This is a genomic window from Pseudomonas frederiksbergensis (genome assembly GCF_003732665.1).
Classification (GTDB): domain Bacteria; phylum Pseudomonadota; class Gammaproteobacteria; order Pseudomonadales; family Pseudomonadaceae; genus Aquipseudomonas; species Aquipseudomonas frederiksbergensis_G.
The window spans coordinates 59,661-77,918 of record NZ_MOBP01000009.1 but is presented as its reverse complement, the minus strand read 5'-3'; the positions used below and the strand labels follow the sequence as shown (position 1 = coordinate 77,918).

Sequence of the window (18,258 nt, the reverse complement as noted above, 5' to 3'; positions counted from 1 at the left end):
CTAGGCTTACGCCGTGTGCGAACGACAGTCGGGCCTGGTGTCCGACATAAGGAAGTGAATGAACAGGCTCATTGTCGCAGTAGTGTTACTGACACTGGCAGGTTGTACCACTAACGCCAAGACTCACGTCGTGCGCGGCGTCAGTGGTATCGAGGTCGATTGTTCTGGTCTGGGCTCCGGTTGGGAGAAGTGCCGCAAGCGAGCCGACCGGGAGTGCAAGGGGAATGGTTACAAGGTAATCGCCCGATCTGACGATGCCAAGGATGAGGGCGAGTTTCCATTCGGCTTCAATCCGGCAGGGTTCGTGACGCGCACCATGCTGGTCATTTGTCGATAAGAGCGTAACGCCATTGTCGTGTTGCTGTGCTCTGTAAATGTGCATCACATGCTTGGTAAATATATGTCAAACCCTGGGCTGTTCAAATTCCTCCGGGCATGCTAAAACCTTTGAAGCGCTGATCTAGCTGCTTGAAAAAGAAGGGAAAAATATGACGAAGTCGGAGTTGATCGAACGAATTGTCACCCATCAAGGGCTGCTCTCATCCAAAGATGTGGAGCTGGCCATCAAGACCATGCTTGAGCAAATGTCCCAATGTCTGGCCACTGGGGATCGTATCGAGATCCGTGGGTTTGGCAGCTTCTCCCTGCACTACCGCGCGCCGCGCGTGGGGCGCAATCCGAAAACCGGTCAGTCCGTCAGCCTCGATGGGAAGTTCGTCCCGCATTTCAAGCCGGGCAAGGAATTGCGTGATCGGGTCAATGAGGAAGAGGAGGAAGGTTTTGATCTCCACAATTAAAGGGTTGACGCATGCGTAACCTCAAACGCGTGCTTCTTGGCGTAGTCATCCTGTTGCTGGTTCTGTCGGTTCTGGCGTTTGTCCTGGAAAATCAGCAATCGGTTTCATTGCTGTTTCTTGGATGGGCGGGTCCACAATTACCGGTATCGGTGGTCATGGTTCTTGCGCTGCTGATTGGCATGCTGGTCGGGCCGATTCTGGGTTGGTTTCTGGGGCGCTCGTCCAGAGGCTCTCGCAAGCGTCTCGTCTGATTGCGACTGGCCCAGTGTGGCGTGTTGAATTTGCATCACAGCTTGTCTATATCCATTAGTAAAACAGTCATTAAGCTGTAAAATGCTGAGCTTGGCCGATAATGGCATATTCCCATGTCGGTCAGAATGACTCTGCCAGAAGCCTCAAATTAGATGAAGGCTTTTGCATTTATGGATTAGACAGCGCTCGGTTGGCGGCCTTGTCAGCAACTCAAAGGGTGTAGTTACGCGTGAAAATTCTAGTAACCGGCGGCGCCGGGTTTATCGGCTCGGCAGTCATTCGTCATATCATCTCCAACACCGCGGACTCTGTCGTTAACGTCGATAAACTGACTTATGCCGGTAACCTTGAATCCTTGGCCGAAGTTAGCCAAAACTCGCGTTATGTGTTTGAACGTGTCGATATCTGCGACCGTGGCCAGATCGAACGTGTTCTGCGTGAGCACCAACCAGATGCCATCATGCACCTGGCCGCAGAGTCCCACGTTGATCGCTCGATCTCTGGTCCATCTGAATTTATCCAGACCAATATCATAGGTACTTACACGCTGCTGGAGTCTGCGCGCCATTATTGGGCTTCATTGGATGACGCTCGCCAGGCAAACTTCCGCTTTCACCATATTTCGACAGACGAAGTTTACGGTGACCTTGAAGGTCCGGAAGATCTTTTTACTGAAACCACCCCGTATCAGCCAAGTTCGCCGTACTCCGCGAGCAAGGCCAGTTCCGATCACTTGGTTCGCGCCTGGAGTCGTACCTATGGCCTGCCGACGTTGGTCACCAACTGCTCGAACAACTACGGCCCATGCCACTTCCCTGAGAAGCTGATCCCTCTAGTTATTCTCAATGCGCTGGAAGGCAAGCCGCTGCCGGTTTACGGCAAGGGCAATCAGGTCCGAGATTGGCTCTACGTCGAAGATCATGCTCGTGCACTGTACAAAGTCGTGACCGAAGGTGTTATCGGCGAGACGTACAACATCGGCGGCCATAACGAGAAGCAAAACATCGAAGTTGTGCATACCCTTTGTACGCTGCTCGACGAATTGCGTCCTGATTCCGCTCATCGTCCACACGCCAGGCTGATCACCTACGTTCAGGATCGCCCGGGCCATGATCAGCGCTACGCAATCGATGCCAGCAAAATCCAGCGTGAGCTGGGTTGGACGCCGGAAGAGACGTTCGAAACCGGTATCCGCAAGACTGTCGAGTGGTATCTCAATAATACCGAGTGGGTTGCTCATGTGAAGAGCGGCAGCTACCAGCAGTGGATCGACCAGAACTACGCGGATCGTTCGAGCAAGGCATGAAAATCCTTCTACTGGGAAAAAATGGCCAGGTAGGCTGGGAGTTGCAACGCTCTCTAGCGCCGCTAGGCGAGTTGATCGCGCTGGACCGTCATACGGTCGATGGCTTGTGCGGTGACCTGTCTGATTTCGATGCCTTGCGAGCTACGATTCGCAAGGTCAAACCTGATTTTATTGTAAATGCCGCTGCCTATACGATGGTCGATAAAGCGGATAGCGAGACCGCGTTGGCGTATCGCTTGAACGCCGAGGCGTGTGGGGTCATGGCTGAAGAAGCCATGTCATTGGGCGCTTGGTTGATTCATTATTCATCCGACTATGTGTTTAACGGTCAAGGTACAAGGCCCTGGGAGGAAGTGGACGCTGTTGCGCCCCTGAATCATTACGGTGCCAGCAAGGTGGCTGGTGAGAGGGCGATTATCGACTCCGGCTGCAAGTACCTGATCTTCCGGACAAGCTGGTGCTATAGCGCCCGCGGCAGCAACTTTGCCAAGACCATGTTGAAACTGGCCAGAGAGCGCGAAACCCTTAACGTAATCGCAGACCAGATTGGTGCCCCGACGGGTGCCGATTTGATCGCCGACGTGACGGCTTTGGCGATTCAGAGCGTCTTGCAGCGCGCCGGGCTGGCGGGTGTGTATCACTTGACGGCGAGCGGCGAAGTGTCTTGGTACAGCTATGCCGAGTATGTGATCGAGTTCGCTCGGGCTAATGGCGAGCAACTCGCTGTAACGGCGATCAACCCCATAAAAACCAGCGCCTATCCAACGCCTGCACTCCGCCCTTTGAATTCGCGTTTGAATACTCAGAAGCTGCGTGACAACTTTTCACTACACTTGCCGGATTGGCAGAGTGGTGTAACCCGAATGCTTAGGGAAGTTCTGAATAAATGATCAAGTCAAACCGTAAGGGCATTATTCTTGCCGGCGGCTCGGGCACGCGTTTGCACCCGGTCACTCTGGGTGTTTCTAAACAACTGCTGCCGATTTACGACAAGCCGATGATCTTCTATCCGCTTTCGGTGCTGATGCTGGCTGGCATGCGTGAAATCCTGATCATTTCCACTCCTGACGACTTGCCGAATTTCCGCAAGCTGTTGGGCGATGGCAGCCTATACGGTATTGAGTTGAGCTACGCCGAACAGCCGAGTCCGGACGGTTTGGCTCAAGCTTTTATCATCGGCGAGGAATTTATTGGTGATGATCCATGCTGTTTGATCCTCGGTGATAACATCTTTTACGGTCAGTATTTTACCGAGAATTTGCGTTCGGCCAGTGCGCAGAAGTCCGGGGCGACAGTGTTCGGCTATCACGTTTCTGATCCAGAGCGTTTTGGGGTGGTCGAGTTCGATGCGACGGGAAATGCGCTCAGTATTGAAGAAAAACCTCTGAAGCCGAAATCCAGCTACGCGGTTACCGGATTGTATTTTTACGACAATCAGGTCGTTGAAATTGCCAAGAATATCAAGCCTTCAGAACGAGGCGAGTTGGAAATTACCGATATTAATCGTGCCTATCTCGAGCAAAAAACGCTCACCGTCGAGATGTTGGGGCGCGGGTTCGCCTGGCTAGACACCGGTACCCATGACTCCTTGCTTGAGGCTGGTCACTTCGTCCATACCATCGAACATCGTCAAGGCCTCAAAGTCGCTTGCCTGGAAGAAATTGCTTATGGCAACGGCTGGATAACCTCAGAGCAGCTCCAGATTCAGGCGACGAGCCTTAAGAAAACCGGCTATGGGCAGTATTTGCAGAAGTTGTTGGATCATCCTACTAAGTAACGACTGTTTGTTACCCGCGATTTGAGCCATATCATGGCAAGAGCGGTCGGTTGTTTTCCTTGGTAGCGTTAGGCAGCGTTGCCGAGTTATTAATTTGCGACATCCCCTGTAGAATGGCTCGCATAATCGAGCCGTTGGACAGATCAACGATTGGGCTTGGCGTCCAGTGGATCGCCGATGCCAAAGGCTCTGCCGCTTGCAAACGGGCAGGTGGGGCAAGGATTTTGCACTCGGAACGGTGCAGGAACGAATAGAAACATAACTGAGCCCGCTTTCCTGATACTCATCCACAGGAAAGGGGATTAAGGATTTAGAGCATGGAACTGATTCCCGTTATTTTGTCCGGCGGAGTGGGCAGCCGGTTGTGGCCTGTTTCTCGCGAAGCCCACCCCAAGCCGTTCATGGATTTGCCAGATGGGCAGAATCTAATCCAGAAGACGTTCCTGCGTGCCTCTCGTCTTGAAGGTGTTGTCGAAGTCCTTACGGTGACCAACCGCGAGCTTTTGTTCAAAACCGAGGATGAGTACGGCGCTGTTAACACCGCCAAGCATTCCCAGGGTTTCATTCTTGAGCCTTTCGGGCGCAACACCGCAGCAGCAGTGGCGGCGGCTGCACTTCAGTTGGAAACTACGCACGGCCCTGATGCCCACATGCTCGTATTAGCTGCAGACCATCTGATCAAGGATGAGAAGGCCTTCGCCGACGCGGTTGCCAATGCAGTAGCGCTGTCCTCTGAAGGCTGGCTTGTGACTTTTGGCATTCAGCCGACCTACCCTGAAACCGGGTTCGGTTATATCGAAGCGCAAAAGGAAGCCCCGCTTAAGGGCGGTTTGAAAGTGGCGCGCTTTGTAGAGAAGCCAAACCTTGAAACTGCTCAGGGTTACGTGACTGCCGGCAATTATTACTGGAACTCCGGCATGTTCTGTTTCCGAGTCGGCACGGTTCTGGAAGAACTCCGTCACCACGCCCCGGACGTTGTTGAGGCCGTTACCAGGACCATCGAAAAGTCCCGCATTACCTCGTCCAATAATTACCGTTGCCTGGCGCTGGACAGCGACGCCTTTGCACAGGTGCCGGATATTTCCATCGACTATGCATTGATGGAACGTTCGAAAAAGGTCGCGACCATCCCTTGTAACATCGGCTGGAGTGATATCGGTTCATGGAACGCCGTGAGCGAACTGACCGAGCCTGACGAGAACGGCAACCGGTTTGAAGGCGAAGTGCTGTCCCATGGTTCACGCAACAACTATGTAAATAGCGAAGGTCGCCTGACTGCGTTGGTCGGTGTGGAAGACTTGCTGGTGATCGATACCCCCGACGCCGTCATGATTGCCCACAAAGACCACGCTCAAGACGTTAAACATATCGTCAACCAGTTGAAAGCCTGCAGTCACACGGTCCACCTGCTTCATCGCACAGTGCACCGCCCGTGGGGCACTTATACAACGCTGGAAAATGGCGAGCGCTTCAAGATCAAGCGCATTGTCGTCAAGCCCAAGGCTTCGCTTTCCTTGCAGATGCATCACCACCGCAGCGAGCACTGGATCGTTGTCAGCGGGATGGCAATAGTCGTAAATGATCAGCAGGAACTGATGCTTAACACGAACGAGTCAACCTTTATCCGTGCGGGCCATCAGCATCGTTTGATGAACCCTGGGGTCATTGATCTGGTGCTCATTGAAGTGCAAAGCGGCGACTATCTGGGTGAAGACGATATCGTCCGATTTGAAGATAACTACGGCCGCGTCGACAAATAATAGCGTGTTGACAGCGATAAGCCTGGTCGGTGAGTGCTCAGCCGATCAGGCTTTTTGCATATGTCGGCTCTCGATGTTAACCACTTTGATGATGCACAAGAGCAGCACCAGTGTGTCGTCTTAAGTTACTCAGGCAAGAAGCAGAATGCATACCCCTATCAAAACCCGGTGCTTCAAGGCTTATGACATTCGCGGCCAAGTGCCGTCCGACCTCAATGAGGATGTTGCTTATCGGATAGGCCGCGCAATGGTTACAGAATTGCAGGGCAGAAGTATTGTATTAGGGCGGGATATGCGGCTCGAGAGCCCGATGCTCGCTGATGCAATGACCCATGGCCTGCGAGAAGCCGGTGCGGATGTCATTGATATCGGCCTGTGTGGCACCGAAGAAGTTTATTTTGCTACCAGTGCATTCGATGCCGATGGCGGCGTGATGATTACTGCCAGCCACAATCCCAAGGGCTACAACGGGATGAAGCTGGTCAAATCCCAGTCGCGTCCGATCAGTGGCGATACCGGACTCAACGCTATCCGTGATCGTGTGGAAAGCGGCGATCTCGGGCCATTGGCTGCCGAGCCGGGCGTTGTCCGTGTTGAACTCGACAAGAGCCGTTACATCGACCACTTGCTCAGTTACGTCGATATTGCCGAACTGAAACCGCTGAAAATACTCGCTGATCCTGGTAATGGTGCCGCGGGCCCGGTCTTGCAGGCGTTGACAGGCAAACTGCCTTTCGAGTGGGTGATTATCAACGCAGCGCCGGACGGCAACTTCCCCAACGGCGTGCCTAACCCGCTGTTGCCGGAGAACCGTGATCTGACCCAGCGGGCGCTGTTGGAACATGGCTGCGATGTGGGTCTGGCATGGGATGGCGACTTCGACCGCTGCTTCTTTTTCGATGAAACAGGCCGGTTTATCGAGGGGTATTACCTTGTAGGGCTGTTGGCAGAGATGCTGCTCAAGCAGCACCCGGGTAGCAAGATCATTCATGACCCGCGACTGACCTGGAATACCATCGATCAAGTCGCACAGGCGGGCGGTGTGCCGGTTCTCTGCAAGACCGGCCACGCCTTCATCAAGGAGCGCATGCGCCTTGAAGATGCAATCTATGGTGGTGAAATGAGCGCGCACCACTATTTTCGTGACTTTGCCTATTGCGACAGCGGGATGATTCCGTGGCTGCTGGTCATGGCCTTGATGTCCTCTAGCGGGAAGACACTGGCGCAGCTGGTTGATGAGCGCATCGCGGCTTACCCGTGCACGGGTGAGATCAATTACCGGGTTGAAGATGTGCCAGCAATGTTGCAAAAGGTCCTGGAACATTATTTGCCGCAGAATCCTGAACTCGATAAAACCGACGGTATCAGCCTTTCTTTTGCTGACTGGCGCTTCAACTTGCGGGGCTCCAATACCGAACCTCTGTTAAGACTCAACGTTGAAGCAAAAGGCGATCAAGCGTTGATGTGGGCACGTTTGAAAGAGATAGAGTCACTGATTGAAGGGGTTTGAGACCTCAGACTCTTTGGTATCCAACGGCACCCGTACTTCGGTGTTCGTAATATTGAAGTGCGGTTGCGGGTTGTGAAATATCAATTCTATAGGTTCATATTTTGAAAACGGTTCTATTGCTAAGTACCTACCCGATTGACAGTCCCCGACACGGTGGCCAGGTCAGGGTAGCCAATATTGCTAAAACCTTCAGCGAGAATGGTTGGAGCGTTACTCACTTAGCGGTCTACGAGCCGGAAGGGTATCCGCCGTCGACTCTGGGCGCGAACGACGTCCCGTTTCCCGCTGGCAGCAGTTTCAGGAAGTACAAGGGTACTTATGTGCCGTTGATCAATGATTTGCTTTCGGGTGAGTTCGCTTCTTCGGAGCAGGGGTTCCCTGACATTCTCAAGAAGTTGCCGTCAGTCATTGACGTAATACATGTCGAGCAGCCATGGCTGTGGCCATTGGTACTGAAAATCAAGCAATTGCCTCAGTACCGTAATGCCTGTCTGATTTATGGCTCGCAAAACATCGAGGCGCCTTTGAAGCAAGAGATCCTCGACAGTTACGGTGTCAAGGATGCCGACTCGGTCATTTCTGATATCGATGCGCTTGAAAGAAAAGCCGCGCTTGAAGCCGATATTTCGGTGGCCGTTACTCAGGCGGATTTTGATGTTCTTGAGGCTTGGGGTGCAAGTAATCCATTGCTTGCATCTAACGGCATTGCGCCGTGGGAAGCCGAGGCTGAGGTACTGGAGACCTGGAAAAAAATTCTTCCTGAGTCACCGTGGATTCTATATGTGGCCAGCGCGCACCCACCTAACTTCAAAGGTTTTAACGAATGCCTGGGTAGTTCGTTGGCGTGTATTCCACCTGACAGCAAGCTGGTAGTGGTCGGCAGTGTGTGTGAACACCTTGAAGCAACACTCCGGGCAAGCCGCTGGGGACAGTTGAATCTGTCCCGTCTGCAACTGCTGTACATGCTGTCAGATGACGATCTCGATGCAGTCAAAACTCTCGCACATGCCTTCCTGCTGCCGATTCCCCATGGCGGCGGTTCGAATATCAAGACGGCAGAAGCCATTTATTCGGGCAAGTATGTGGTTGGCACTGAATCAGCTTTCCGTGGATTTGAGCAGCATTTAAGCCAGCCGGAAATTACTGTTGCACGTACGCCGGGGGAATTCCATGCGGCCATTCGTAACCGTCTGGTTGGGCCGGCAACGATAGGCGCAAACGGGCCGGACAGAGAATCCCGGGAGCCTTTGACATGGGCCCGCAGTCTTGAATCGATACCGCGCGCAGCGGCAGAAATCCTTAAAAAGAAGGCGCTTGAGGCATGACCACTTGGTTTGATGTAACGACCATCCTGGGCTGGCGCCGACCAGCAGTAGGCATTATCCGTACCGAGGCAGAAGCGGCCGCTCACGCGCGGGAGTTGATTGCTGCCGGTGAGGATGTCAAGTTCTGCTTCTACAGCCATTCCACGGGTTACAGCGCCATCGACTCCACCGATGTTGCGGCGACGTTGAAAAGAATCTCCGGCGCACATGTAGTTGCACCCGGTCCGCTTGCCAGCGGTGGTTCGAATAAGAGTTCGATCGAAGCCCGGTTGAAAGAAAAAGCAATAAAAGTGCTGAATCGACTGCCTTCGAAGTTGAGCGGGCGTATCTATCAGTTTTTTCAGCAGCGACGTATATCGATTGTTGAGGCGGTGATCGGTGTCCGGCATCTGCGATCGGCGGCCAAGGCGTTTCTGAAACCGGCGAATCGCAGCTACGTGTTCACACCCTCGTCTCGGAAGGCCCATACCTCGGGTCATCCCTTTACCAAGGGTGATAGTTACATTTCGGTCGGGCTGGACTGGGACAATAAAAATCTGCCGCATCTTTATGAACTCAAGAAGCAGGTGGGCTTGCAGGTCATTCTATTTTGCTACGATGTGATTCCGGTCAGGCTTCCCCACTTGTGTGTCGGTGATGTGGCGGCCAAGTTTGCCAACTACTTCGCTGATGTTGCCTGGTGCGCGGACAAGGTTCTGTGCATCTCGGAATGCACTCGTAAAGACTTGATCTCGCTGTTGGAAGAACTGGGAGCACCCATCCCCGAGACTGCAGTGGTCAAGCTCGGCTGCCAGTTGTCTCATGAGTTGAGTGACAAGATCAGTACTGATGTTGAAGCGTTGCTGAAAGAGCGCTTTGTACTGTTTGTCTCCACTATCGAACGTCGAAAAAATCATGAAGTGCTTTACCGTGCTTATACACGCTTGATTGATGCCGGCGTACAGGGCTTACCCAGATTGGTCTTTGTCGGTATGCCGGGCTGGGGCGTAGGCGATCTACTAATGGATATCGGCCTTGATCCGAGAACGAAAGAATACATTCGTATACTCAACAATGTTTCCGATTCAGATTTGATGCACCTGTATCGGAATTGCACTATGACGGCGTTTCCGTCCCTTTATGAAGGCTGGGGACTACCGGTCGCGGAGAGTTTGGCGGCTGGCAAGTACTGTCTTGCCTCAAGCTCTGCTTCAATACCGGAAGTGGGTGGTGAGCTGCTGGATTATCTGGATCCGTGGGACGTTTCGGTGTGGGTGGCCGAACTGAAGAAGTACGCGTTCGATCCTGTGGCACTTGCCGCCAAGGAAGATGCAATCAAGCGTGGGTATAAGCCTGTCGCCTGGATTGAGACTGCACAATTTATCTTTGGTAGTGTGAAGTAGGGAGGACGCGTCGGACTGCATATTGCGGTGGGCCGGAGGAATGGCCCACCGCAAGTACGCTTTACACGATCGTGTTGGTGTTAAAGATACTCAGCGGTTCCAGTATTTCAGGGGTCCTGAGCAACTCGGGACTTGCCGACCATTTATCGATAATGGTCGCAAAATGATCGACTGCCGAAATGATCACTTTTGCCCGAAGCACGACAGGTATGGCCTGCTCCAGTTTCCGCGCGTAATTTTCAGCGGTAAACGTTTCTCTTGCCCACAGTTGTGCCTGTTTACCGATGTCGGCTGCTGAGGATCTTTTGTTTTGGAGGGAGAGGAAGATTTTCTTCAGATCCTCTACTTCGTTATCAGACGATACTTTCAGCACATACTGGTCAGGTATTTCTTTGTAAAAACCGGTATTCGTAACGATTGTGGCCTTTCCGTAGAGCATTGCTTCAATGGCCGAAGCCGAAGCCGCTTCGAGGCTGGGCCAGCGTAAGCAGCTGATTACGTCGGCGTCCCTGATCGCCTCGGACAGCGTCGCATCATCAACTTCGTTCGAAATAATCAGCTCGACGCCGCTGACAGTTGCCAGTTCAGAAAGCTTCCTTTCCATGCTCGGAAGAATGGCTCCGACAAGGTGATAGCTAATGTTTCTGCGCAGTAGCGAGTTGCTTGAAATCGCTTCAATGCAACTTTCAATACGTTTGTTCGAATTGATGTGCCCGATCGTAAGAACCTTCAGCTTGCGATTACCTTTAGGTTCATTTGCGGTGTCAACTGCGCCAGGGGCATCGTATGCGAGTGGGGTGACGAACAGCGGCCCGGCACAAGCCTGCAGGATACGATCACAACCCCAGGCACTATGAGTTATCACTCCAGTGGCCATGGAGCTGATCCATTCGGTCAGCGGTGCCGACTCTCGTGTTTCCCGGATGAATGTTGTGCTGTCGCAGGCGCTGAAATAATTGGCGGTGATCTTTGTTCCGTACCACTGAGTCAGTATGTGGTTCGCCTCGTCACGTCGTTGCTGTGCCCAGCCACGGAACAAGTGACCTAGAAAGAAGTCATGCAGGCAAACGATCCCTGGAGCTCTGACGAGCCAGACAATGCCACCTTCATGAAACTCGTAGTTGTCGCCAATCTGGTAGACACAGCAGTCAGCGCTCGCAACTTCCTGAGCGACTTCAGCCTCGCTCGTCCAGGGCAGCAGGGTGCAGCCGAAGTCGTGGCTTTCTCTGGCCAGGAGGTGCGGGCTTTCAGTGCGAATCACCACCACTTGATGTTGGTGGGTCAATAATTCCCGAACGACGAGTCGAGTCATTCGGCCTATCGCCGAGGATTTGACGGCCGGTGTAAATATGACAAGTTTCATTTGAGAAGCGCCTCTATGGTTTCGGGCCAATTGATACCCAGACCGTTCCACAGTGCCTGCGCACCCTCGCCATATTGTTTGGTTCGAGTTTTGCTCTCAAAAACGGCATTCATTACTTCTGCCAGGCTCTCAGCGGTAGGCTCAGCTCTCCAGCCGGTTTCCCCTGGCGTCACCAGTCCAAGGATTCCACCGCTGTCTGTCGTCGTGATCAAGGCTTTACGAGCCGTTGCTGCCTCCATGGCCACATAGCCCAACGAGTCTTCGTCGAAGGGGATGTAGGCAACGGCAAGAGCACGATTGACATAATCCACGTAAGTGGCTCGTGGCAAGAAGCGCAAGTCGAGCTTTACACGATCCTGCAGGCTGAACTCTTCGATGATGGCGTTCAATTGCTGTGTGTCGGCAGGCGACTCGGGAGGCCCGGCGATAATCAGTTTGACTCGCTTGTCAGCTTTGGCCAGCGCTTGCAAAAGCAAGTACTGGCGTTTCATGCCGTTTACTCGGCCACCTGCAAAGATATAGTCATCGAATTGGCCTCCCGTAAACGCTTCAGGATCATTGACCGGCGGAAGCAATACTTGGGAGTCAAAACCGTTGTACTTGAGCAGCCGTTTTCTCGTGACTTCGGAGTTGGTGTAAATATGCCGGCTCTCGGCGAAACTCTCGTTGTCAGCATTAATAATGGCTTTGCGAATGTCCGCCCCGGTCTGATCTGCGGGCAGGTTGGTTTGACCTACATCGTACAAGTCATAAGCCTGGCGATACTGGTGAAGCAGCCACAACGATTTTCTATGATGACGTACGAGGTACGCCGGAAACTTCAGGGCAATGACATGATCGGTATTGAAGACTTCCAGAGTGCGCGTCAGCAACATCTGCGAAGGGATACGTGATGCGGGTTCCCATTGAAATGGAATTCGCATTATTTCCGCATCATGCCCGGCGATGATCAGGTTCTTTTGTAGGTTGACAGCCAGTTCTTCTGCGCCGCCCCAAATGAACGGGGCCATGTTGTTCACGATTAAAACTTTCATGCCAAAAGGCGCTCCAGCACATGCGACCAGGAAATTTTCAAATCAACCAACCGCTGTTTGGCGTTCTTGCCCATGGCTTCGGTTGTGCTTCTTTCCCGGTATAGCTTGTCCATGGCCTTAGCCAGGGATTCGGGGGTAGGCTCTGCGATGTAGCCGTTGTAGCCGTCCTGGACCAGTTCAAGCACGCCGCCCGAATCCGTGGTAGTGAGAATCGGTTTTTCAGCGTGACTGGCTTCCAGGCTTGGATAACCGTAGGAGTCCTCATCCACCGGCAGGTAGGCTGCAGCCAGGCAGGTTGAGAGGCACTCCACTTTTTCTTCCTCGGTGATCCAGCGTTCATCCAGGATTACGCGATCAGCTACATTGCACTCCTCGATTTTTTCTCGAAGTGCAATGCCGTAAGCGGGACCTGAGCCAGTTCCCAGCAGTCGGAGGCGCACAGGGGTGGTGGTGCAACTCAGCGCTTCGATCAGCAAGTGCTGACGCTTGTGGTGCTCCATGCGGCATATATAAGCGATTTCGTCGTTGTAGCCGGCGCAGAAAAAACGTTCCGATTCAAATACGGGCGGATACAACACTTCGCTGTCGACGTCGTTATAGGTCTTGAGTCGACCCGATACAACTTTTGAGTTGGTGAAAATTGCCTTTGCCTCACCCAGCGCGCGAGTATCCGCGTCGAATAATGCCTCGCGGATTGCACTGTGCTTTGCGTCGTCTGCGAAGTCCCGATAGGGGCTGTCCCACAGGTCATAGAACACACGAATGTGGTGAATGAACCATAGGATTTTGTGCGGATGCGGAATCAAGTGAGCCTGGGGTCTGAAGCAGATGACCCGGTCGGCGGCTTGAAGATCTACCCAGCGCAGCGCCATCATCTGCTGAAACAGCAAGTCTGGCGCGTCGAGCTCGGGCAGATAGACAACTTCGACCTGATGCCCCGCTTCCGTCAACGTAGACGCAAGCCAGTCGACGATGTTTCTTCCTCCCCCCCTGATGAAGGGTACAAACGTGGAGCAAAGTGCAATTTTCATCAGGCTGCCAGGACCTCACGCAAGCTGGCTGCGATTCTGATGATGTCTTCCTGGGTCAGGTCCTGGTGGGTCGGCAGGTTGATGCCGCGGCCCGACCACAGGTCTGCCACTGGATAGGTGTTGTCTTCCTTATACGGAGGCATGACATGCATTGGGTAGAACACTGGCCGCGTCTCGATGCCCATCGCGTCGAGTTTTTGCATCACAGCGTCGCGCTTATGTTCATCTCCGTCAGCCAGGAAAATGTTGTACATCCAGAACACTTGTTTCGCCCATGAAGCCTGGGTTGGCATGACAATCTTGTCTTTAAGGTCTGCAAGCGCTTCGTTGTACCAGACGGCCAAACGTTCGCGATCGGCCAGTGCTGTAGCGATGCCTTCCATCTGTGCCAGACCAATTGCCGCCTGGATGTTAGTCATGCGGTAGTTGTAACCGACTACCGGGAACCAGTACCGGCGATTCGGATCCATGCCCTGACCGCGGAACAAGCGCAGCTTGGCTGCGAGCTCGTCGTCGTTGGTAGTGATCATGCCGCCTTCGCCGGTGGTAATGATCTTGTTGCCGAAAAAGCTAAAGGTTGCGCAAGTGCCGAGGCCGCCTACCTTGCTGCCGTGAACTTCGGCTCCATGAGCCTCGGCGGCATCCTCGACGACCCAAAGGTTGTGTTTGCGCGCGATCTCGTTGACAACATCCATCTGCGCGGGGTGACCGTATAGGTGTACCGGGATGATGCCCTTGGTCTTCGAGGTGATTTTGCTTTCGATGGTCCGCGGGTCGATGTTCATCGTGTCGGCACAGACATCCACCAATACCGGGGTGGCGCCGCAATAGCGTACTGCGTTTGCCGTTGCAATGTAGGTCACGGTGGGAATGATAACTTCGTCGTCAGGCTGCAGGTTCAGCACGACCAGCGCCAAGTGCAGGGCGGTTGTGCCGTTATTGGTCGCGATCGCGTGTTTGACGCCGCAAAATGCTGCAAAGCTTTCTTCGAAGGCGCCGATGTATTTGCCGTTGGAAGAAATCCAGTTTGTATCCAGGCAATCGAGCACGTATTTGCGTTCGTTACCAGCAAGCTTCGGTTGTGCAATGGAAATACGTTTCATGTTTCTTCCTTCAAATTTTGTATATAACTTTGGCAGGCACGCCCACAACCGTGGTTGCTGACCCGACGTTCGAGATTACGACACTGCCAGCACCAACCATGACCGACTCACCGATGTGAATCTCGGGAATGATTTTGCTGCCTACGCCGACGAAGCTGAGGTTGCCGACATGCACGTTGCCCGCGAGTGCGCACTGTGGGGCGATGTGTACTGCCAGTCCGATGACGCAGTCATGGTCGATGGTGGCGCCGGTGTTCACGATGCAAAGGTCGGAAATCGTCGCCTCTGCGTTGATAACGGCCCCGGCCATGACAGCGATTCCGACGCCCAGACTGGCTGAGGGCGATACCGTTGCCGCGGGGCTGATCGCATTGACCAGTCGAAAGCCCATTTCGGTGACTTTCTTCGCCAGCTTGTTGCGCAATAGATTTGACCCGATGGCGATGAACACCCGCTCATACCCATCCTTGCGAAGTGCTGGAAGGTGGTCGTCGCTTTTCAACACCGGGATATCCAGGCATTTGTCCGGGCTGTCCGGATTGCCAACGCAGTAGGCGACCTTGTTGCCTTGCGCCTGTAGTAGCTCAATGCAAACCTTGGCATGGCCACCGGCACCTACAACTATGACTTCACTCTTCATGCATTCACACCCTTCGCCGGCTGTGAATTGGCCGATGAAAACAGCAAGTTGACGGAAGTTGTCTTACTCAGTTGTTCCACTGACCAGTCTTCAAGATCACCGGTCTGAACGTTGATCACACTGTAAACCAGCCCCAGGGATGTGAAGTGCTCGAGCCATTCTTCGAGATCGAGCGTATTTCTTTTCAGGTGGGACAGGCCGAGTTCAACGATCAGAAGCATTTGCGGATTGGATTTCAGTAACTTTTGCGCGCCTTTGATGATGTCGATTTCTGCGCCTTCTGCATCGATTTTCAGCAGTTTGACCGTCAGGTTCTCCGGTAAGAAATCATCCAGGGCAATGGTAGTGACATCCACTGAAGTCGTGGCGTAGAACGCTGGAGTCTCCAGTTCATAAAGCGAATGATGGCCGCTGGTCACCCCCAGGTGCAGTCTGCGAGTTTCCGCTTTGTCCGAGAGGGCAAGTCGCGAGACTTCACTGATAGCCGAAAAACCGTTGAGCCAAAGGTTCTTCTCAAGAAGCTTGCAGGTCTGTTCAAAAGGCTCGAAGGCGATAATTTTGCCCTGTCCCGACATCGCGCGGGCTGCGGCGATGGAGTGCAAGCCGATATTGGCTCCGACATCAATGAACACATCGCCAGGCTGTATGAATCGCTCAATGACATGGCGAGTACCAGGTTCCAGCTCGCCTGCTTGGAGAAGGCTGGCCAGCAGTGCATAGTCTTTTGCCGCACAAAGCACATATCCAACTGTGGTTTTGACCAGAACCTCATCCGGGCCGGAGTCGATTGCGACACGGTTGGCGTCCACCAAGCTGTAGGTTTCGATCCGGTCCAGTTGATGTTCGATGTCTTCCTGCGATAACTGGCTGGAAAAAATCTTTTGCGACAACCGTGTGTGTAATTTTGTCGCGTTCGACAGGCGTTCAAGCTCCTGCACGATTTGATGATGGTGCTGCTGCTGCATCCAGTTCAGCTTGTTGATCTCTTCCATCATTTCTTGGCGGATATCCGACATGAAATAACTGCGCAGGCGGAAAAGCAACGGGCGCGCAAGTGGTCTGGTTAACCGGAAGACGCCGCGGGCGATCCGACGGATTACCTGCTTGACATGATGGCGCACGCTCGGTTTCATGCCTGAATAGGAGGCAAGAAGGGGGTCCTCGTGTGTGATGGCACCGGGACTTATATTTACGTTAGTGAGTAGCCGCCTGGACGCGACGGAAAAAGCCGTCTCGATATCCACACCATTACGCCGAATGCTGTTCATAGGCCTTAAGCTCCAAAGTAGGCAGCGGTGACCGTCGCCGGATCGCCATCCATCTTTATCTTTCCATGCTCCAGCCAGAGCACTCGATTACAGGTGTGCATGACCATTTCGCGGGAGTGGCTGGCAATGACCAGGATATTGGTCGACTTCACCAGCTCGTTCATACGGATTTCGGCTTTGTGCTTGAAGCCTTCGTCGCCGACCGATAGCCATTCATCCATCAGCAGGATTTGTGGTTTTATCGTGGTTGAAACAGCGAACGCCAATCGCAGGTGCATGCCAGAGGAGTAGGTACGAATCGGCATGTCGACAAAGTCGCCCAATTCTGAAAACTCGATGATTTCGTCAAGCTTCTCTGCAATCTGAGCTTTGGTCATTCCAAGGATGCCGCCGCGCAGGAAAATGTTTTCCCTGCCAGTGGCTTCCGGGTCTGTGCCCAGGGATATATCGATCAGGGAACCGATTTCGCCGTTGATCAGCGCAGTGCCGGAGGAGGGCTCGTAAACGCTGCTCAGCAGGCGCAGCAGGGTGCTTTTGCCGGCGCCGTTATGCCCAAGCAGGCCAACACGGTCGCCGTCGCGCAACGTGAACGTCAGATCTTCCAGCGCCCTGACGATTACGCGACCCTGTTGGTCGGCACCCAATTGCCCACCGGTGGCTACCTGAATCAAACGTTTTTTCAGGGAGCGCCCGTTGGCGTTGTAGATAGGGAAATCTACACAAACATTTTTGAATTCGATCAAGGACATTAGGAGTTCTTCTTAGAGCCAGTAAGCGATGCGGCGCTTGTAACGGCCATAGACCACAAGTGCAACGAGCCAGCCTACGACGGCCATGCCCAGGGAAAACCACCAGTTTGTGGCAGTAGGCAGTTGCCCGATCAGCGGGGAGCGAACCACCGACATAATGTGGTAAGCCGGGTTGAGGTCCAGCAGGTACAGGCCAGTACGTTGTGGCAGCAGGCTTGGCATCCACATGATCGGCGTGAGATAGAACACTACCTGCAACAAGCTGCCGATAATCTGCGGCAAGTCACGGTAGCGCGCGCACAGAACGCCTAGCAGCAATGCAATCCAGGCAAAGTTCAGCAAGGCAAGAACGAAGCCCGGAATACTGAGGAGTGCAATCCAGGTCAATGGCTTGCCAACGGCGAGCAATACCAGCGGGAAAATCAGAATGTTATGGCCCAGGATCAATATGTTTCGCCAGATCATGCGAAGAATATGGGTGAACAAGGGGATCGGAAGCTGTTTAATTATGCCTTCGGCGGCAATGAAGCCGGTGCAGCCTTCGTTGACGACTGTAGACATGAAGCCCCAGAAAATCATGCCGATCGCGAGGAAAGGCAGGAATTCGTTCATCGGGGAGTTGAAGATCTGCCCAAAGACCACGCCTATGGTGCCGATCATTACACCCATGCTGATAGTCAGCCAGAAAGGGCCTAATGCCGATCTCCTATAGCGCTGGCGGACGTCCTGCCAGCCTAGCATCCCTACCAAAGCGTATCGTCGTGTCGCTGCGATGATGTCCGACAGGGCGATACTTACTGAACCGTTGCGCATTAAAAGCACCAGATTGTTGGTGAAAAAAACACACCATTTTAGGCTGGGGTTCAGGGAGTGTCACTCTTTCTAGACTTTTTCTTTCAGGCCCAAAGCCCACAATCTCGGATGTCGGCGTTTTGCCTGCAAGTGCTTGATTTTTTTCGGT

General features: G+C 53.4%; 18 protein-coding genes. 10 read left to right on the top strand and 8 right to left on the bottom strand.

Annotation, left to right across the window (positions count from 1 at the left end; genetic code table 11):
* The first annotated feature begins 58 nt into the window (after positions 1–58).
* The 10 genes from BK665_RS15200 to BK665_RS15155 all read left to right on the top strand — a co-directional run bounded on the left by BK665_RS15200 (position 59) and on the right by BK665_RS15155 (position 10,109).
* A complete protein-coding gene (locus tag BK665_RS15200) occupies positions 59–337 on the top strand; it encodes a hypothetical protein (protein WP_123406819.1) in 279 nt (92 codons plus the stop codon).
* A 151-nt stretch (positions 338–488) separates the two neighbouring features.
* Positions 489–797 carry an integration host factor subunit beta gene (gene ihfB, locus BK665_RS15195; RefSeq protein WP_054051920.1) on the top strand — a complete coding sequence of 103 codons (309 nt, stop codon included), beginning with the start codon at positions 489–491 and terminating at the stop codon, positions 795–797.
* A gap of 11 nt (positions 798–808) precedes the next feature.
* Positions 809–1,048 carry a LapA family protein gene (locus BK665_RS15190; protein ID WP_123406817.1) on the top strand — a complete coding sequence of 80 codons (240 nt, stop codon included), beginning with the start codon at positions 809–811 and terminating at the stop codon, positions 1,046–1,048.
* A gap of 230 nt (positions 1,049–1,278) precedes the next feature.
* Complete coding sequence (rfbB, locus tag BK665_RS15185; RefSeq protein WP_123406815.1) at positions 1,279–2,355, top strand: dTDP-glucose 4,6-dehydratase; 1,077 nt, start codon at positions 1,279–1,281, stop codon at positions 2,353–2,355.
* Positions 2,352–3,245 carry a dTDP-4-dehydrorhamnose reductase gene (gene rfbD / locus BK665_RS15180; protein ID WP_123406813.1) on the top strand — a complete coding sequence of 298 codons (894 nt, stop codon included), beginning with the start codon at positions 2,352–2,354 and terminating at the stop codon, positions 3,243–3,245. The genes rfbB and rfbD overlap by 4 nt, the downstream gene beginning before the upstream one ends.
* Positions 3,242–4,132, top strand: a complete 891-nt coding sequence (gene rfbA, locus BK665_RS15175) for a glucose-1-phosphate thymidylyltransferase RfbA (RefSeq protein WP_123406811.1) — start codon at positions 3,242–3,244, stop codon at positions 4,130–4,132. Before rfbD ends, rfbA begins: the two co-directional genes overlap by 4 nt.
* Positions 4,133–4,449: 317 nt before the next feature.
* Positions 4,450–5,892: a mannose-1-phosphate guanylyltransferase/mannose-6-phosphate isomerase gene (locus BK665_RS15170; RefSeq protein ID WP_123406808.1), complete on the top strand. Its 1,443-nt coding sequence runs from the start codon at positions 4,450–4,452 to the stop codon at positions 5,890–5,892.
* Positions 5,893–6,037: 145 nt separating this feature from the next.
* Positions 6,038–7,402 (top strand): phosphohexomutase domain-containing protein, encoded by a 1,365-nt coding sequence (locus BK665_RS15165; protein ID WP_123406806.1) that lies wholly within the window; start codon positions 6,038–6,040, stop codon positions 7,400–7,402.
* Between the two features lie 101 nt (positions 7,403–7,503).
* Complete coding sequence (locus BK665_RS15160; RefSeq protein ID WP_123406804.1) at positions 7,504–8,727, top strand: glycosyltransferase family protein; 1,224 nt, start codon at positions 7,504–7,506, stop codon at positions 8,725–8,727.
* Positions 8,724–10,109: a glycosyltransferase family 4 protein gene (locus BK665_RS15155; protein WP_123406802.1), complete on the top strand. Its 1,386-nt coding sequence runs from the start codon at positions 8,724–8,726 to the stop codon at positions 10,107–10,109. The genes BK665_RS15160 and BK665_RS15155 overlap by 4 nt, the downstream gene beginning before the upstream one ends.
* A gap of 61 nt (positions 10,110–10,170) precedes the next feature.
* On the opposite strand, the gene BK665_RS15150 is transcribed toward BK665_RS15155, so the two are convergent.
* Genes BK665_RS15150 through BK665_RS15115 form a run of 8 tightly spaced genes read right to left on the bottom strand, consistent with a single transcriptional unit; the run spans position 10,171 to position 18,110 of the window.
* Positions 10,171–11,472 (bottom strand): glycosyltransferase, encoded by a 1,302-nt coding sequence (locus tag BK665_RS15150; RefSeq protein ID WP_123406800.1) that lies wholly within the window; start codon positions 11,470–11,472, stop codon positions 10,171–10,173.
* Positions 11,469–12,506 carry a glycosyltransferase family 4 protein gene (locus BK665_RS15145; RefSeq protein WP_123406798.1) on the bottom strand — a complete coding sequence of 346 codons (1,038 nt, stop codon included), beginning with the start codon at positions 12,504–12,506 and terminating at the stop codon, positions 11,469–11,471. Before BK665_RS15145 ends, BK665_RS15150 begins: the two co-directional genes overlap by 4 nt.
* A complete protein-coding gene (locus BK665_RS15140; RefSeq protein WP_123406796.1) occupies positions 12,503–13,537 on the bottom strand; it encodes a glycosyltransferase family 4 protein in 1,035 nt (344 codons plus the stop codon). The genes BK665_RS15145 and BK665_RS15140 overlap by 4 nt, the downstream gene beginning before the upstream one ends.
* Complete coding sequence (locus tag BK665_RS15135; RefSeq protein ID WP_123406793.1) at positions 13,537–14,640, bottom strand: DegT/DnrJ/EryC1/StrS family aminotransferase; 1,104 nt, start codon at positions 14,638–14,640, stop codon at positions 13,537–13,539. Before BK665_RS15135 ends, BK665_RS15140 begins: the two co-directional genes overlap by 1 nt.
* Positions 14,641–14,650: 10 nt before the next feature.
* Entirely contained in the window at positions 14,651–15,280 is a 630-nt protein-coding gene (locus BK665_RS15130; RefSeq protein ID WP_123406791.1) for an acetyltransferase, read from the bottom strand.
* Positions 15,277–16,548 (bottom strand): FkbM family methyltransferase, encoded by a 1,272-nt coding sequence (locus BK665_RS15125; RefSeq protein ID WP_123406789.1) that lies wholly within the window; start codon positions 16,546–16,548, stop codon positions 15,277–15,279. The genes BK665_RS15130 and BK665_RS15125 overlap by 4 nt, the downstream gene beginning before the upstream one ends.
* A 5-nt stretch (positions 16,549–16,553) precedes the next feature.
* Positions 16,554–17,297, bottom strand: coding sequence for an ABC transporter ATP-binding protein (locus BK665_RS15120; protein ID WP_123406787.1), 744 nt, complete (start codon positions 17,295–17,297; stop codon positions 16,554–16,556).
* Between the two features lie 12 nt (positions 17,298–17,309).
* A complete protein-coding gene (locus BK665_RS15115; protein WP_123406785.1) occupies positions 17,310–18,110 on the bottom strand; it encodes an ABC transporter permease in 801 nt (266 codons plus the stop codon).
* Between the last annotated feature and the right edge of the window lie 148 nt (positions 18,111–18,258).

Excerpts from the sequence above, each read along its gene's own strand:
- BK665_RS15200 (WP_123406819.1), top strand. The coding sequence starts at position 59 with ATGAACAGGCTCATTGTCGCAGTAGTGTTACTGACACTGGCAGGTTGT.
- ihfB (WP_054051920.1), top strand. The coding sequence starts at position 489 with ATGACGAAGTCGGAGTTGATCGAACGAATTGTCACCCATCAAGGGCTG.
- BK665_RS15190 (WP_123406817.1), top strand. The coding sequence starts at position 809 with ATGCGTAACCTCAAACGCGTGCTTCTTGGCGTAGTCATCCTGTTGCTG.
- rfbD (WP_123406813.1), top strand. The coding sequence starts at position 2,352 with ATGAAAATCCTTCTACTGGGAAAAAATGGCCAGGTAGGCTGGGAGTTG.
- rfbA (WP_123406811.1), top strand. The coding sequence starts at position 3,242 with ATGATCAAGTCAAACCGTAAGGGCATTATTCTTGCCGGCGGCTCGGGC.
- BK665_RS15170 (WP_123406808.1), top strand. The coding sequence starts at position 4,450 with ATGGAACTGATTCCCGTTATTTTGTCCGGCGGAGTGGGCAGCCGGTTG.
- BK665_RS15165 (WP_123406806.1), top strand. The coding sequence starts at position 6,038 with ATGCATACCCCTATCAAAACCCGGTGCTTCAAGGCTTATGACATTCGC.
- BK665_RS15155 (WP_123406802.1), top strand. The coding sequence starts at position 8,724 with ATGACCACTTGGTTTGATGTAACGACCATCCTGGGCTGGCGCCGACCA.
- BK665_RS15150 (WP_123406800.1), bottom strand. The coding sequence starts at position 11,472 with ATGAAACTTGTCATATTTACACCGGCCGTCAAATCCTCGGCGATAGGC.
- BK665_RS15145 (WP_123406798.1), bottom strand. The coding sequence starts at position 12,506 with ATGAAAGTTTTAATCGTGAACAACATGGCCCCGTTCATTTGGGGCGGC.
- BK665_RS15140 (WP_123406796.1), bottom strand. The coding sequence starts at position 13,537 with ATGAAAATTGCACTTTGCTCCACGTTTGTACCCTTCATCAGGGGGGGA.
- BK665_RS15135 (WP_123406793.1), bottom strand. The coding sequence starts at position 14,640 with ATGAAACGTATTTCCATTGCACAACCGAAGCTTGCTGGTAACGAACGC.
- BK665_RS15130 (WP_123406791.1), bottom strand. The coding sequence starts at position 15,280 with ATGAAGAGTGAAGTCATAGTTGTAGGTGCCGGTGGCCATGCCAAGGTT.
- BK665_RS15125 (WP_123406789.1), bottom strand. The coding sequence starts at position 16,548 with ATGAACAGCATTCGGCGTAATGGTGTGGATATCGAGACGGCTTTTTCC.
- BK665_RS15120 (WP_123406787.1), bottom strand. The coding sequence starts at position 17,297 with ATGTCCTTGATCGAATTCAAAAATGTTTGTGTAGATTTCCCTATCTAC.
- BK665_RS15115 (WP_123406785.1), bottom strand. The coding sequence starts at position 18,110 with ATGCGCAACGGTTCAGTAAGTATCGCCCTGTCGGACATCATCGCAGCG.